Origin of the sequence: Xylella taiwanensis (assembly GCF_013177435.1) — a bacterium.
In the GTDB taxonomy this organism is placed as follows: Bacteria; Pseudomonadota; Gammaproteobacteria; order Xanthomonadales; family Xanthomonadaceae; genus Xylella; species Xylella taiwanensis.
This window is the reverse complement of the sequence record NZ_CP053627.1, coordinates 2111130-2127072: the sequence shown is the minus strand read 5'-3', so window position 1 is coordinate 2127072 and position 15943 is coordinate 2111130. Positions and strand designations below refer to the sequence as shown.

Sequence of the window (15943 nt, the reverse complement as noted above, 5' to 3'; positions counted from 1 at the left end):
CTGCAGGTGGTGTTTGCTGCACGCGTGCTCGACTTTGGCAGCGTGGCGTGGGTTGCGCATCTGCTCGGCGCGGCGTTTGGCGCTCTGTTGGCACGTGCTCAGCGCGCAGTGAAAAGAAGTTCGGTCATGGTATAGCATCGGGGACATCATCGAGATGCTCCAGGTCCGCCTACTTTGGGTGATCGTATGATGCTAAGGTCGATACTGGCCGCAGAAGTTGGTCGACCGTGGGCTCAATGCGATCAGGATGTGGGTTGGGCAGGCCCTAGGCCGTCTGTACCTGTAACGTGGAGGTTAACGGCTATATGAGGATAAACATGAAAGAAAGAATATTTTTTCTGATATTGGTTTTATTAGGTGTCAACGATATCCCTATTGCCAATGCAACGTTAAATCCAGATGAAACCGTTTTAATAAATCACATTGATGAAAATAAAAAAAATCAACTCGAGTTATTAGAGCGTCTGGTCAATATCAATAGCGGCACAGCAAACAACGAGGGTGTCAAAAAAGTTGGTGAACTGATTCGCCCACAGTTTGAAAGTATGGGCTTCAAAACACAATGGGTCGACCTCCCTCCATCAATGAAACATGCCGGCAGTTTAGTGGCTACCCATCACGGAGTGGGGAAGCGGATCTTGTTGATTGGTCATCTAGATACGGTTTTTCCTGCTGACAGTCCTTTTCAGTCGTTCGTGCTTTCCTCGGATAAAAAATCAGCAACAGGGCCGGGTGTCATTGATGATAAAGGTGGCATAGTCACGCTCTTATATGCTCTCAAGGCGCTGGATCAGGTAGATAAACTAAAGAATGCCAATATCACGGTCGTACTTACCGGCGATGAGGAGCAGGCGGCAAAGCCAACCGAAATATCGCGTAAAACACTACGTGAAGCCGCTCAGGGCAGTGATATTGCACTGGGGTTTGAGTTCTCTCTGACCACCAACCAGCTGGTGACCAATAGAAGAGGATTAAGTGAATGGTATCTTTCCAGCAGTGGTACATCACGACATTCATCCACAATATTTGAGTCTGGTGCTGGTTTTGGTGCTATTTATGAAATTGCACGGGTGCTGAATATGTTTCGCACCACTCTTTCGGATACGTCCGGTTTAACCCTTAATCCAGGGATTATTCTTGGTGGACAGACCGTGAGTGAAGATGTACAGCAAGGTATCGGTCATGCTAGCGGGCAGAAAACCATTATTGCAGCACAAACATTAGTGCATGGCGATTTGCGCTTTTTATCCAATGCACAGAAAAGCCTCGCAGAACAAAAGATGCGTGACATTACGGTGACTCCATTACCGCTCACCTCCAGTCAATTGATATTCAAAGATATCATCCCGGTTATGCCGGAGACTGATGCCAACAAGCAACTTTTAGTCCAATTCAGCACTATCAGTACGGCATTGGGTGGAGAACCATTGCAGGCAGCGCCAGCGGCTGAACGTGGAGGAGCGGATATTTCTTATATTGCACAAGATGTTTCTGCCAGCATTGATGGTTTAGGTCCGTGGGGAACTGGGGCGCACAGTAAAAATGAAACTTTAGAGATAGCTGCTCTCCCCATAGTCACCAAAAGAGCAGCTATTTTTATTAGCCGTTATCTCAGCGATAACTTCTAGCCTGTCTTAACAGTAACAGGCGTCCCGAAATTTCAGATGGTTCCCTTTCACAACCCCCAGCAGGACATTACGTATGCCTTGTATTCATGCTTAAAGAGACTGAAGGCCGTATCAAGCGACGTCCTATCAGCCCCCGTTATATGCACCAGAAAGAGATTAATCATTATGTATGAAGGTCAAATCTAAGCCCATGCCATCGCTGCGTAGCGACGTAGCGGCTGATGAATTCGTCGCTAAGGCCGACCTGTTGCTCTATGATCTTTCCGGGTTTAAGCCGATGCACTTTGAGATCGAACCCAAAACAGCCGTATTGAATATGCGATTACCCACCCAACTACTGGAAGCGTTGAAAGCTAAGGCCAAAACGAAAGGTGTGCCATACACGCGCTATGTGCGGATGCTGCTCGAAAGCGATGCGGCTTCGCTACGCGGAACAAGCGGAGATCCACCTATAAAATGAACAGCGCCGTTTCCTTGCACCTTACTGCCTCACCCCGCTGGACGTTGCCAGCGATTTGCCACATGATGACGGTATGGAAGCACGTATAGTCCAACTTGAAACCATCATCCCCACACTTGCCACCAAGGCCGATTTTGAAGGCTTGCGCGCTGATTTAAACAAGTCGGTGGGGGAGTTGCGTGCTGATTTAAACAAGTCGGTTGGGGAGTTGCGTGCCGATTTAGACAAGTCAGTGGGGGAGTTGCACACCGATTTCGAGAAGGCTCAAAAAGAAAATCGAACATGGATGCTCGCGACGGTATTAGCCCTTTTCGCAGGCATTCTTGGCGTTGGCGGCTTCGTTGCCAGTAGTGTGAAGGTCACTTCTCAAGCGTTGCCAACTCAGTCTGCCCCAATCATCATTCAGGTTCCGGTTCAAGCATTGCAGCCGCCACCACAGCCAGCCAAGCAGCCTTAATCATTCTGTTTTTGACCTGAGCAACGATGTGGGAGGCAATCTTCATCGCGAAGCGATTTAAGCATTGCAACGGGGTCAATATCTTGTTTCCAGGTATCTAATGGGAGATCACGAATTCTGCAAACCGTTTCAGCCAAGGTATCGTTGTTTAGCGGTCGAAATTCAACTGCTTTGAGACTGCTGTATTGCCATTACCCTGCTGCATCTCTAGGCAAACGGACACTGCCCTTTAGCCGAACAGGCTTTCCGAACAAGTGGTGAGCCAAGTCCTTAGCCAATTCCCCAGTGGCTTCAAAACTCCACGTGTTGCCGTCACCATCTTCAGTGATGGCATGTGCGCTTTGTCCTTGCCTTCGATGCTGACCAAAACGTTATCCTCAACGACGTCTTGAGTAAATGGTCCGAGCTACGGTGGACACAACTGTTTTCTTCTACGAGTCATGTCGGCAGTGATGTCTATAGCCTCAGAACGTGAGGCTATATTGCTGGCTTAATTTGAGTGCGTGGATTATATAATTTCATTTGATATATAGATAGATTATTAAAAAATATTAATATTTTTTAGAAATAACGTTAAATCTCTCTATAGGTAATACTTTATAATGGCTTAGAATTTATTATATGAATTGATCGCATAAATTCTTTCTTATATAAAAAATATTTTTTGAGACAATTGTCTTGGTATTTAGCTGGCGATCATATAAATATTATAACTCGTTCAAGTGAGTCTAATCTCATGCTTTATTTCAGAAAAAAACCGATACTTCCAGGTCTTCGCCTGCTTATTATGACTAGCGTTGTTTTTCCTGTGGTCGCAGCAGCTTGGCCTCAACGTGGTACGGTGATTGAGAGCAATCTCCTTGCCAGCTATAAAAGAGATGAGATTGCTGCCTTTCTCACCAAGGAGCCTGCGTCCGAACAACCCAAATGCGACGTTCATGTTGTTGAGTTGAATTATGCAACGGTTGGTGTGTCCGGTGAACCGACGACGGCGTCGGGGGTACTGCTCATCCCAGATGGTTCGTATTGCCCGGCTCCCTATCCTATGCTCTCTTGGGGTCCGATGATCAGCGCGCTGCGTCATGCTGGACAGGCTAAGGCTATCTTTAACGCTAAGGGCAATACTCCATTGGTCACACGTTTAGCTAGCCAGGGCTATGTGGTTGTTGGCGTTGATTATCTTGGATTAGGTAACTCTGACTACCCCTTCCATGCTTATCTACAGGCGTCTTCAGAGGCCAGTGCTACGATTGATGCGATGCGTGCCGCTCGTACTGTACTGCGGGGTTTAAAGACGCCACTGTCGGACAAAGTGATGGCGTCTGGCTTTTCGCAAGGTGGCCATAGTGCACTGGCTACCCAGCGTGAGATTGAAGCACACCTGTCAAATGAGTTTTCGCTTGTTGCGAGTGCGCCGATTTCTGGGCCGTATGCGCTTAGCCAAACGATCCTTGATAGTTGGTATGGCCGTAGTGACGCTCTTGACCTTATCCCGTTGGCCACCGCTCTGATTATCGGCATGAACCGTACCTACCACAATATCTATTTCTCCCCCATAGACGTTTTTCAGGAGCCTTGGGCAGATGAGGTTGAAGTGTGGTTTCCTGGTGATAAGAAGCTGACACTTGATGACTTTCCTAAGCCTGACCAGATCAAGACGTATTTCCAGCCTGGTTTTTATAGAGATTTCTATAATCCGGGAAATCCATTTCGTTTGGATCTAGTACGTAACAATTTGTTGCGTTGGGCGCCACAGGCTCCGACCCTGCTGTGCGGTTCTAGCAATGATTCCCTTATTCCATTGCAGAATGCCGTCGCTGCGATGATCTCTTTCCAGAGACGTGGTAGTAAACAGGTCTCTGTGTTGGACGTTGACGCAGGAAAGCCTAGAAACAAAGATGCTAACGATGGTCTGGTTGCGCACTTGGCCAGTCTGGAGAGTTGCATCATTGCGGTTCGTCACCAATTGCTTGATAAGCAACGTTAGTATTCTGAGTGAGGGTGTAGGGGGCCTTTGGCCCCTTACGCTTTGGAAGATTAATCTGTTCTACTTACTCAACTCATCGACGGCCACTGACGAGCTATGTGTACCAGGTTCAGCACGCGCACCAAGTCGTCAACTACTCCATAAATAAAGATGTAATTCCGATGTACAACGAACTCACGTGTATCTGGAACTCTGCCAATCTGTCTGAGAGCTGGGTACCTGACCAACAACGTCGCTTTTTCCTCTAACAATTCATCGAAGGCTAGCGTGGTGGTCGGGTTGTCGGTCTCGATACAGTCGTAAATGTCGTCGCGGTCTTGTATTGCCTCTAGTGTCCAAAACAATTCCATTACTGCAGCGCTTCAATCCGGCGACGTGTCGCAGCTCGGCGAGCTGCGAATTTGGCATCAACTGCGGCGGTGGGCACCAGGTTACCGGCGTTGGCGGAGGATCGTGACCGCTCGACCTTAGTGCACAGCCAAGCATCATATTCCGGTGCTTTCCTGCTGTTGTTTCACCTAGTCCCGGATGAATGCGCACAGGAGTTATGCGCCGGTACGGTCATGGGCGCCTTCGCAGTCATAGAAAACTCGGCTTGCAGCGCCTGATCAATCCGGAAGGTGAGCGGCATCATCTAATGTATTACACAATATTTCCATCAATGCTGCGTTAGACGACGGATCGGTGGAATCAGCCCGAATTTCCGCCGTTCCAGGTATCTCATGGAAGATTACGAATTCTGCAAACCACTTCAGTCGTCGATTGGCTGTCTAATATGGTCGGACTGGTAGATTGAAAATCAATGTGTTGTGCCTGACTCATTCGTTTTGTATTAGACGAGGCTAACGGAGAAAAACGGCTTAACTTCAGGCGCCTCATGTGCTTTGAATGCGGCGACTGTTAATCAGGGAGTATTGGCTCCAGTCCAACTTCGGGTGCCAGAGTAAAACAGCTTAAAAGCAGGCCTCGCAGCGATGCGGGGTTTTTTCATTCTTGGCTGCGGTACGCTGCCCTGCTAGCGCACAACCCGACCGCGTGTGCAGGCCGCTTGGTTGCTGGAGTGTCCTGGTGCGTTGCCCACATGCCATGTGGTGGCAAGTCGTGGGTGCTGTGGTGCTTGCAACGCTACTACCTACATTGTGCGCACCCACTCGGGGCTTCCTTTGCTACTCGATGTTTCATCCATTCCCCACCAGACCAAGCTTTTCCACATTGTCCGGTTGGGCACTTTTACCGACAACATACAGTGCTCAGTTTATCGCTAGTTGCGTTACTCAGTAGATTTCTCTTCAGAATGGGTCGAGACCGTCATGAGTGAATACAGCGGCAAGGGCTGCACAGTGCTTGATCTTTTCGTAGGTTCTGGTGCCACACGCATCGAAGCTGAAAGTGGTGGGGTGGCGGCGTATGGTTTTGAAAGCCATCCATGCGTGCAACGTATTGCGGAGACCAAACTCTCTTAGCCACCGCTGCGGATCCATGTGCCGTAGCGGCGTGTACTGTACGGAAGCGCTACGGCACATGGCGACGCGCTTGCTCATCTAGTGCTGCACCGATACATAGAAGTATCTGGCGAGGCAGCAACTCACATGTTGACGGAGCAGCAAGCACAGCACTTCGCTGGTGCATTTTTGCGACCTACGCGCGGTTTCAGTGCTCCAGTCGCATCGCCAATCTCACTTCAAGGCGTGTTCTTTTCGAGGAAAGAAGAGCTGAGGTGTTTCGGTAACAGCCATGAAGATGCAACTTCAAGCGTTCGGCATGATGGATGACAATGACTATTCGCGCCTGATTAAATTGCGCTCGGCCAAATGGGGAAGCCGCCAAGAACCCAACGACCACGACCGTATGCTGGAGAAGCCACGGCTATTGAAGCGCACGATGGAATTGTTAGTCGATCAGGGCCTTGTCAGCGCTGATGTTTTACCTGCCGTGTTGGGACTAGCCGCGCGTGCTGTGGAGCGCCTCCTTGGACTTGCTTTTAGTCAATTGACGACCAAGAAGGCTGATGTAGTTGAGCTGTCGCTGCAACGGCGTGACACGGCTGACGGGGTGATCCTGCGCAAGGAAGAACAAGCCATGGATACCGTGGTTTCAATTGATCGTTTGCAGCGCTAGTTCAATAGGCGAAGGATGGTTGGTAGCTGCTCACTTAACGAAATCACCGGACAACATGACCGAGAAAATTGCAGATTGAGCCGAAGCGCCACAATGGTTCCTCAGGATGCCACCGGGAAACAACATGGTCTGAACTCCTTGCTACACACGGTCATTTGGCTTGACCGTTCATCAGTGTGGCGTTGCTTTGCGTCCAACTTAGGATGCCAGGAACAATGAAGATTTAAGCCGATAGTCGCTTGGTAAGCGTGCCTACTATTTGCAGCGCTTAACTGTCTTTGGCTTCCTTCGATCATGTTCGTAGCGATGCTAGATGCGGTGTGAGTGAGTCGTTTCTAAGCCTTGCCGCTGCTTGCTACGTCGGAACTTGCTTGAGCTGGTAAATAAAGACGTCGGAGGTCTTTTACTCCAGCCGCAGCCTTATCGCGTAATGCGCACCATTAGGATGCACATACCACTCATGGCGTCCTTGGAGGCGTTTTCGAACCGGGGCGTGATCTGAACGAGGTCAGAGTTTCTTACCTTCATCAACAACACGGTGTAGCTCATCGATCATGTCACTCTTGTCATCCGTCCATATTTTCCAGATGTATACGGTCGGCAGTGGATACCATCGTCAGTGAGGTCTTTCATACGTACAGATGAGTACATCTGCTTGCCGTATGCCAGTTAGGTAAGAAAAATTTATGATGGAGACTGGTTTCTGGCTCACTACCACTAAGATTCGTTTCGCGTTTTTGATGAATAAGATGCTCATTTGTGTGAGCTGACAGCACGATGCCTTGTCATGATTTGGCTTGAATCAAGTAAGTTTTCTCACTGCTTCTGCTATGAGCGATGTATCAGCCGCAGCCATTATCTGAGTCCTTCTCGGCCGGTGCGGTCACCACTGTGCAATTGTTGTGTCCTGGGTGAATTAAAGTTTCGTTGATGCGTCTTATGTGGGCAGCGCATCCAATAGGTGAGGTGGCCATCAGGGAGACGGTTTGCGGCTTGTTTTCCAATCAAGAATGTATTGCCTGCGTCACCGCAGACATCGGAATCCTCTTCACCATCATGAAATGAGCCTGCTGGATGTACATGGAGTAAGCACCTGTGAATCACAACCACATGTTCTGCAATGAATGATTCGGTCAGTCATGAGCCATGTGATTTAAAAACAGATACTGGCCACTATGCACTGATCATGTAGCGATCTGTTCGGCGTTGTTGCACATATGATGGATTGATGACGTGGTGACGGTAACAGGGGTTCGGAATGAAGCGCAACGGTTGCGCAAGGCGGCTGGTCTCTTCCAGACCTGAGAGAATGATGTGAAGTTTTACGATGACCTGCCAAGGAAGCGTTGCCTAGCGTGCGTATCTTGCTTGCGATTTCGGAATAGAACCTTGCGTTACAAGGCAGCTTGGATCCCTAAACCATCCAGCGTGACCGTGGTGGGTGTACGTAGACAATCGATCCCCTCCATGTGTGTCTGTCCGTGAGCGAGCCGGCTTGCGATCAGTGAGCAGATGCAGAGCGTCGTGGCCGTCTTCGGATCGAATGTTTGTGTCGCGTCCAGAACGCTCATGCACATGGCATGTCGAACGGGGGGTATCCATAGAGTGATGTGGCTTTCGGATGCTGGATCCTCTTTGAATCGCTCCTCCAAGCGTGCTGCGGGTGTTGGGTTTATTGCCAATCAATGCTGTTGAGGTTGATCTGTTTAGATGGGATGTAGTTCGATGCAATCCACTGGGCAAACGGGCACGCACAATTCACAGCCGGTGCAAAGCGCAGCAATCACCGTATGCATGTGCTTAGCCCCCCCGATGATTGCGTCGACGGGACATGCCTGGATGCATTTTGTACACCCGATACAGTCCGCTTCGACAATCCAGGCGACCTGTGGTCGCTGTTGGATGCCGCGGCTGCGATCGTAGGGGCGCGCTGGCACATCAAGGATGTGTGCGAGTGCGCGTGCACCGGCGTCACCGCCGGGAGGACAGCGGTCGATGCCAGCTTCGCCGCGTGCCATCGCTTCGGCGTACGGCAGGCAGCCTTTAAAGCCGCATTGGCCACACTGCGTTTGTGGCAGTAAGCGATCAAGGCGTTCGACCAGGTTGAGGGTGGCGGTGTTAGACATGGTGTGATGTTAGGCTGCGTGGTATGACGTGAAAAGCAATGTAGAGCGGATAGCCGAGCAGCCTGTTCTTTTCGTTGGGCCGGAGTGGTGGTGCTGTTGCGGTTGCGTTTTGATGACTTCCAAGATGGGAGATGTATTAGCAGCGGGTCTTCTCGCAGCGATCGCTTAGCGAGGCATGGAGCCGATGTGAGGAGCAGCCGACGATCGAGTGGAGCATGTTGGTGATGCTTTCATCTGGAGAGTAGTGCATTGCTGTCACATTCTGTCCCGTTTTTCACTCCGCCGTCACCGTCTCATGAGGGGCTGTTCCAATGGCAGTGGGTTGGGGGGACATACGTGTGATCAGGGGTGGTCCAGTGTATGGCGATCGCCTAGAGCGGCGTTCTGAGTGCTGTGGTCGGTATGCATGATCAGGCTGGATTGGGGCTGATGCAGGGCAATGCGCATTGCTAAGACGGTGTCCCGCGTGCGACGGGCCGGCGTGGCAGCGTTGTGTAACGCTTTGGGGATGTGTGAGTACAAGTAAATACGGTGGTGAAAGACAGTCAGTCAGGTTTGCTGTGGATATAGGTGAAGTCAGCCGCCAAGTGACGCGTTGCAGCATTTAAATCGCATGATGTTGGCTGCTGCCAGCGCGCCGATGGTTGGCAAACAGGTGCGCTTTTTGCGTGCCTTGAGGCAGTGGTGCGTCATGAAGTACCACTCTCAGTAGTGGCCCGCTGGTAGGTGTCAGACTTTCTATTGCTGGCTATGGATGCCTGGCGCAGTGCTGGCCATGTGTGACGTAGGATGTACACTGCCCGCGCAGGGTACGCCCAGAAGCGGAGATAGCTAGATGCTGTTGCCACAGGTCGATCATGCGTTGGATCACTTCAGGTCGCTGACGCAGTGCGCTGCTGTTTTTTAGCGGGAATGTGTTCTCGCGCTGCGGTCACGGTGCCCGTCTTTTATCTGGTGGATGTGTTGCTGTCCGGGTATTGGCCAGCCTGCCAATGTCGCGTGGGTGAGTGTGTTTTGCATCGTAGCGGGTGCACCAGGAGCGAACCGTGTTGTTGTCCAGATCGCGGGAGCACTGGAATGAGGTGAAGCCTTGGCCTTTCGTGACGTTGTCCTATGTGCCGCTTAATGGCTGTATCACGTGTTTTATGCGGGTGGATGGCCGGGCATGCGCAGGTATTTTCAGTCACATCATGCTTTGGTGCGGTGCTTTGGAGTTGGGCAGCGGAGCGACAGTCCGTTGGGATGCGGTGTCGAACACGGATGGATGCGGGGAAGCAGACATCCGAGAGGGGCAGAGCTGACGTTGATGGCGAGACACGTCCTGATGCTGCTGTTCTTTGCGCTGCTATGCAGGATGTGCGGGGTAGGGTTAACGCACCGGCATCCCTGGCTGAGCGCTGCTGTCAGCATCCAGCAGTGCTAGCGTACCGCCGTCGAAGCCGGCTGAGAGGATCATCCCCTGGCTAACACCGAAGCGCATTTTGCGCGGTGCCAGGTTAGCGATGAACACCACGTTGCGGCCAATCAGCTTGTCTGGCTCGCTGTAACTGGCTCGTATCCCCGAGAAAATCTGGCGTTTGCCTAGCGTGCCAGCATCCAATTCAAAGCGCAGCAGTTTGTCTGATCCTGCAACGTATTCGCATGCCAGCACCTTGCCGATGCGCAGATCGAGCTTGGCGAAGTCGTCGATACCGATGGTGGGGATGGCTGTTTCCTGCTCTTCTGCAGTTGTTGCTGTGCTTGACATGGAGGCGGTCTGTTGCTTGACGGGAGCAGGGGTGGGGATAGGAGTGGCGAGCGTGTCTTTGGAAGCGTTGATCATGATGCCGATCACTTTTTTGTCGATGCGGGTGAATAGGGGCGCATAGGGCCGGATGGTGTGACCACCTGTCAGTGGTTGCTCGAGGTCCTGCCATAGCGTCACTGGTGCGGCGAGGAATGCCTCGGCTTGGGTGGTGATGTGCGGCAGGATTGGTTTGAGTGCAGTGACCAGGACGCGAAACAGATTCAACCCTTGGGTGCATACGGCTTGCAACTGCGTGTGGGCGTGGACGTGGTTTTGTTTGGCGATGACCCAGGGTTTGGTCTCGTCAATGTATCTGTTGGCCTCGTCGGCCAGCTGCATGGTTTGACGAATTGCGCTCGCGGTGTCGTTGCGTTCGTAAGCTTCATGGATGGGGACCAGTGCAGCGACGAATCGATTGTATTGCATGCGGTCTGGCAGCGTGTCGGCGAGCTGGCCGTTGAAACGTGTGCCAATGAAACTTGCACAGCGGCTGGCCAGATTGACGAATTTGCCGACCAGGTCGGCGTTGACACGTGCGACGAAGTCACCCAGGTTAAGGTCCAGGTCGTCCACGTCTCCGGAAGCTTTAGCAGCAAAGTAGTAGCGTAGTGCGTCTGGTTCCAGGCCAGTGTCGAGGTAGGTGCGCGCCATGATGAAGGTGCCGCGCGATTTGGACATCTTGGCACCATCCACAGTCAGATAGCCGTTGACATGGAGCCGGGTTGGGGCGCAGTGGCCGGTACCGTGCAGGACCGCCGGCCAGAACAGACCGTGGAAGTTGACGATGTCTTTCCCAATAAAGTGATGCAACTCTGTCGCGGTGCCAGTGCGTAGATGGGCGTCGAAGTCTTCGCCGGTGCGTGCGCACCATGTCTTGAAGCTGCATAAGTAGCCGATCGGTGCATCCAGCCAAACGTAGAAATACTTGCCTGGTTGGTCGGGGATCTCGAAGCCGAAGTAAGGCGCATCGCGGGAGATGTCCCAGGCACGCAGGCCGCTTGTGGCATCCAGCCATTCCTTGAGTTTGTTTTTGACACTGGGCAGGGCGACATCGCCGCTCAGCCAATGTCGTAGGAAGGTGTCGAAGTGAGCCACTTCAAAGAAGAAGTGTTCCGAGTCACGAAGTTCCGGTGTTGCGCCGGAGATCACCGAATACGGATTGTTGAGTTCTGTGGGCGTATAGGTGGCGCCACAGACTTCGCAGTTGTCGCCATATTGGTCGGTCGCACCGCAGTTTGGGCAGGTTCCTTTGACGTAGCGGTCAGGGAGGAACATGCCTTTGGTCGGGTCGTAGAATTGAGCGACGGAACGGCATGTGATATGTCCGGCCTGTTTGAGTGTGAGATACAACTGCTCGGTCAGGGTGCGGTTGACGGGGGAATGCGTGGAGTCGTAGTGGTCGAAAGCGACGTTGAACGCTGCAAAATCGCGTTCATGGCTGGCTTGGATCGTGGCGATAAACGCTTCTGGTCGCATGTCCGCCTTTTCTGCGGCCAGCATGATGGGCGTGCCGTGAGTGTCGTCGGCGCAGACGAACCAAGTAGTGTGCCCCCCCAGGCGCCGCGCGCGTACCCAGATGTCAGCTTGAATGTAGCCGACCAGATGGCCGAGGTGCAGCGGACCGTTGGCATAAGGCAGGGCGGTGGTGACAAGTGCAGTGGTCATGAACGCAGGCGGTACCAGGGGACCGACGAGTATCGCATGCCCAGTGATCGATCCAGGCACTTCGTGCTCGCGCATCAGTCTGTGTCATCGCCGTGTGTTGTCATCGTGCCTCCCCAAAGACAAGGGCCGGCAAGCCGGCCCCTGGTGTATGCCAAGGTGCTGCGATCATCAATAAAACTTGTAGTTGAACGTCAGCATGTAGCGGCGTCCCAATGCGTCGTACACGTATGGAAATGCGACCATCTTGTCGGTCACGTTCAGTACCGCCAGATTGAGGTTGCTGTGCTTGTCGAACGTGTAGCCGATATTGGCGTCGTAACTGGTGTAGCTGGGGATGCCCAGGTAATCGCGTGTCTCCACCGTATTGGTCAGGTCGTACACCGCAGCACTTTTGTAATTTGCGCTGACGCCAAGATTCCACGGGCCGGTCAGGTAGCGGGCATTCCATTGGAGTTGACGCTTGGAATGATCGATTGTCCCGACCGATTCGGTAGGCGGGATGTCCAGAGTGGCTGCGTAATTCAGGTTCTTCGGGAAGTAGCCGTTGAGGCTGAGGTCAAGCAGGCCCCCCCAGCGTAGATGTCTCAGGTCGAAGCGGTAGTTGACCTCGGCGGTCCAGCCGCGGAAGTGAATGTACGGGCCGTTGGTATATTCCCTCCGGATACTGCTGGCCACGCCAGTGCGTGGATCGCGGGTGATCAGGCTACAGAAGTGGTTGGCGTTGGGTATATCGCTGGTATTGAACGTGTCGTTGTCGAAGCACCCGGAGGTGATGTCGTCGGGCGATAACACGGTGATCACATTACTGAGCTTGATGTCGTACCAGTCCGCGGCCATGCGTAGACCGCGTGCCCAGTCTGGTTGGAATACGATCCCGGCCGTCCAAGATTTGGCGAGCTCGTTTTCCAGGTGGGGATTGCCGCTCACTGAGCCGAGTTGATTGGTTGGTGCGGCTTCGAAAGTTGACGGATTGACATTGGAGTAGTAACCGAAAAACGCTTGGCAGTTGCGCTGCCGCACCTCGGGGCGCTTACCTGCGTTGATATCCGCCGGGGTGCAGGGTTCCGAGATGAAGGAGTAGCTTGGTTGTTGACTGGTGTACAGCTCAACGATGGCGGGCGCACGGAAGGAGCGGGTCTTGTTGCCGCGCAGTTGGATGCCCTGCAACGGTTCGTATTGGAGACCATACGTGTAGGCAGTGAACCACCCGTTGACGGTGTTGTTGACGCGGCGGAGTTTGCCGGTCAGATCGAGGCGATGCAGACCGGGGAGGCCCGCTTCTGGATTGACCAGTGGGGCTAGGATCTCGGCGAAGTACTCATTGGTGGTGAATGCGCCGCGTGAGCCTGTGGTCGGCACCGTGCGGCCTAAACCCAGACGCTGAGACTCGTCCGGGGTAAAACGGCCTTCTTCCTTACGGCGCTCGTAGCCGACGTTGAAGCCGAGCTTGCCCCCAGGCAGGTCAATGAGGCTGCCGGACAGGTTCGCATTGAACACGGTCTGCTTCATCTGTGCGGTGGCGTGTGTCGGTGTGGTGACGTAATTGCGTGCCGCTGGTGAGGCGACGCCCTCGCCAAAGAGGTTGAGCGGCACGCAGTTCGGATCAGCGGTGGTGCCTGGCGCGCTTGGGTTGCAAACGATCTCGCCGGCACTGTTGCGTATCACGTTGATGGCATTGATGAAATGTTGCTGGATCAGGCCGGTGCGGTAATAGTCGAAGTTGCCTTCGCCATGGTTGATGCTGGTTTCCCAGTCGAACAAGTGTCCGCTTGCGTCGAAGTGACCGTTGAGGCCGGCAACCGCACGCCATAGGCGGGTGTCGGTGCTGGAGTTTCCGATTACCAGATCGCGTGAGGCGCGTGACAGTTGGAAATCGGTGATCCCCAAGCGGCGCAGCGCTTGCCGGTTTTGCTCGGAGAGAAACGGATTGTCGATGTTAAAGTTCAGCGTGCCGTCTTGATCGCCGCTGCCGTCAACGTTGCCGATTCCGCCACCGACGGCGTTGTAGATGCTCTGATCGGTCAGTTCGAGTGCTTTTGAGCTGTAGTATGACCCCTCGAAGAAGCTGGTGATGCTATCGGTGATGTCGTAGTTGCCGAGCATGAACACCGACTTGCGGTCTAACTGTGAGGTCACTTGTACTGTTTGATTGAGGTCCAGCCCATCGCCTCCGGAGGAGGAGTAGTTACCGAAATTGACGCCCGGATTGTAGCTGACCAAGTTGCCTTGTTTGTCGAATTGCAGGAACTGATCCTGACCCGGGCCGAAGCCGCGTGGCTGCCCGCTGGCGTTACGGGTGAAACGGTCAGTGATGGGGAAAAGCAGGCCGCCCAAGGTCGTGTTGTTAAGCCGGCGGTCACGGATGAGTACCCGGCCAGGGATGCCGTCAGTGGCACTGGTGTCGAACGGGATAGTGGTGTGCACCCGGCCGTCGGTCGCGGAGTCGCGCCCAGGCTGAAACTGTGCGATGGCTGCGGCGTTTGGATTGGGTTGCATTGAGTAGCTGTTGCGGTAATAGCGGCGTGCGGAACCAAGCACGCCTGCGTTATCGTCCGCGTCCAGAGCAATGGTCAGGTTGCCCCGGCTATTGGCAAAGTTGCTGCCCAGCAGTGCCGAGTAGGTGTAGCGCGCGTTGTCGCCACGCTCGGTCAGGCCATAGCCAATTTTGACTTCTGCGCCTTCGTAGTTTTTTTTCAGAATCAGGTTGGTGACCCCGGAGATGGCATCCGAGCCATAAGTTGGTGCGCCACCGACGCCGATGGTTTCGGTCCGTTCGATCAACGAGGTCGGGATCACATTCAGATCGACTTGGGTACCGCCGTCGTCCGGGCCAAAGATGGTCGGTGGATTAGAGGTCACCAAACGGCGTCCGTTGACCAGAACGAGTTGACGGTTGGAACCGAGCCCGAAGCGGCCAAGGAAGCTGACGCCGGCACCGAAACCTGCTTGATCACCACGCACCTCGGCGCTTCTGTCGAAGCCAGGCTGGGAGAACAGCGCATCGGCAACATTAGTGAAGCCGAAACCTTCAAGATACTGCCGGTTGACGACAGTGGCTGGTTCCAGTGTGTCGAAGCCGGCGCGTGGAATGCGTGAGCCGGTGACGACGACGCGGTCCAGATCGGTGGCTTTGCTATCGTGGGGTGCAGACGTGCTGTCTGCGTTCGTGAGGTGCTGTGGTTCGGCGGCCGTTGTGTTGGCTGCATAGGCGACCAGCAGCAGTGTTGACGCCAGTGCCAGTGTCAAATGGTTCAACGCCGGCGCGTATCTGCTGAGTGTCTTCATTTTGCTGTTCCCTATATTAAAAAAGAGTCGTATGGATGCGTGTCGAGGTGAGTGCTGGAAATATCCGCATAACGAAACTATAACGAAGTACTAATGCCACTGTTACTCATCAATTACTCATCAATGCGATTGGAACGCGATGCAACGTTGCTTTTTTTATTGCAATTTTTATTGCAATTCGTATACGTCGCGTGCCAACACAATTGTGGTGCGCAGGTCTGAGTTTTGGGGGGAAACGGGGAATCAAGGTCATCCTTAAGCGCAAGCAGAACGAAGCTGAAGTCTGAGTGTTTGTGTCGCCACTTGATTTTGAGAAGCCTAAAAAGCACACGGCGTCAGGTCATAAGGTAGGGGGTACTTTTGTTCCCGTGTTTGCCACAATAACAAATTTCAGTTAAGTGAGATTCAGGAACTTGTCAAAGATTGTATGG

General features: G+C 53.1%; 14 protein-coding genes. 9 read left to right on the top strand and 5 right to left on the bottom strand.

What is annotated here, in order from left to right; all coding sequences use genetic code 11:
- The first annotated feature begins 9 nt into the window (after positions 1-9).
- From PLS229_RS12490 to PLS229_RS09130, 5 genes are all read left to right on the top strand, one after another.
- Positions 10-135 carry a hypothetical protein gene (locus tag PLS229_RS12490; protein WP_267903158.1) on the top strand — a complete coding sequence of 42 codons (126 nt, stop codon included), beginning with the start codon at positions 10-12 and terminating at the stop codon, positions 133-135.
- 182 nt (positions 136-317) lie between these two features.
- On the top strand, positions 318-1628 hold the full coding sequence (locus PLS229_RS09145) for a M20 family metallopeptidase (protein WP_038270375.1): 1311 nt from the start codon (positions 318-320) through the stop codon (positions 1626-1628).
- 169 nt (positions 1629-1797) lie between these two features.
- On the top strand, positions 1798-2088 hold the full coding sequence (locus PLS229_RS09140; protein ID WP_051482251.1) for a BrnA antitoxin family protein: 291 nt from the start codon (positions 1798-1800) through the stop codon (positions 2086-2088).
- A gap of 73 nt (positions 2089-2161) precedes the next feature.
- On the top strand, positions 2162-2545 hold the full coding sequence (locus PLS229_RS09135) for a hypothetical protein (RefSeq protein WP_038270376.1): 384 nt from the start codon (positions 2162-2164) through the stop codon (positions 2543-2545).
- Between the two features lie 736 nt (positions 2546-3281).
- A complete protein-coding gene (locus PLS229_RS09130; RefSeq protein ID WP_038270377.1) occupies positions 3282-4532 on the top strand; it encodes an alpha/beta hydrolase in 1251 nt (416 codons plus the stop codon).
- 68 nt (positions 4533-4600) lie between these two features.
- Here PLS229_RS09130 and PLS229_RS09125 read toward each other — a convergent pair whose 3' ends face one another.
- Positions 4601-4882, bottom strand: a complete 282-nt coding sequence (locus tag PLS229_RS09125) for a type II toxin-antitoxin system RelE/ParE family toxin (RefSeq protein ID WP_038270378.1) — start codon at positions 4880-4882, stop codon at positions 4601-4603.
- A 51-nt stretch (positions 4883-4933) separates the two neighbouring features.
- On the opposite strand from PLS229_RS09125, the gene PLS229_RS12765 reads away from it, so the two are divergent.
- The 3 genes from PLS229_RS12765 to PLS229_RS09110 all read left to right on the top strand — a co-directional run bounded on the left by PLS229_RS12765 (position 4934) and on the right by PLS229_RS09110 (position 6650).
- Entirely contained in the window at positions 4934-5140 is a 207-nt protein-coding gene (locus PLS229_RS12765) for a hypothetical protein (protein WP_160165120.1), read from the top strand.
- 702 nt (positions 5141-5842) lie between these two features.
- Positions 5843-5995 carry a class I SAM-dependent methyltransferase gene (locus PLS229_RS12760; RefSeq protein WP_114867175.1) on the top strand — a complete coding sequence of 51 codons (153 nt, stop codon included), beginning with the start codon at positions 5843-5845 and terminating at the stop codon, positions 5993-5995.
- A 271-nt stretch (positions 5996-6266) separates the two neighbouring features.
- Positions 6267-6650: a hypothetical protein gene (locus PLS229_RS09110; RefSeq protein WP_051482252.1), complete on the top strand. Its 384-nt coding sequence runs from the start codon at positions 6267-6269 to the stop codon at positions 6648-6650.
- A gap of 1394 nt (positions 6651-8044) precedes the next feature.
- Here PLS229_RS09110 and PLS229_RS09105 read toward each other — a convergent pair.
- Entirely contained in the window at positions 8045-8221 is a 177-nt protein-coding gene (locus tag PLS229_RS09105) for a hypothetical protein (protein ID WP_160165122.1), read from the bottom strand.
- Between the two features lie 135 nt (positions 8222-8356).
- A complete protein-coding gene (gene rnfB, locus PLS229_RS09100) occupies positions 8357-8776 on the bottom strand; it encodes an Rnf electron transport complex subunit RnfB (RefSeq protein ID WP_038270455.1) in 420 nt (139 codons plus the stop codon).
- A gap of 1046 nt (positions 8777-9822) precedes the next feature.
- Here rnfB and PLS229_RS09095 point away from each other — a divergent pair.
- Positions 9823-10077, top strand: a complete 255-nt coding sequence (locus PLS229_RS09095; RefSeq protein WP_152536574.1) for a hypothetical protein — start codon at positions 9823-9825, stop codon at positions 10075-10077.
- 68 nt (positions 10078-10145) lie between these two features.
- On the opposite strand, the gene metG is transcribed toward PLS229_RS09095, so the two are convergent.
- Entirely contained in the window at positions 10146-12227 is a 2082-nt protein-coding gene (metG, locus tag PLS229_RS09090; RefSeq protein ID WP_038270456.1) for a methionine--tRNA ligase, read from the bottom strand.
- Positions 12228-12395: 168 nt separating this feature from the next.
- The gene (locus PLS229_RS09085; protein WP_038270380.1) at positions 12396-15512 is read right to left on the bottom strand and encodes a TonB-dependent receptor domain-containing protein; all 3117 of its coding nucleotides are present in this window, start codon (positions 15510-15512) and stop codon (positions 12396-12398) included.
- Between the last annotated feature and the right edge of the window lie 431 nt (positions 15513-15943).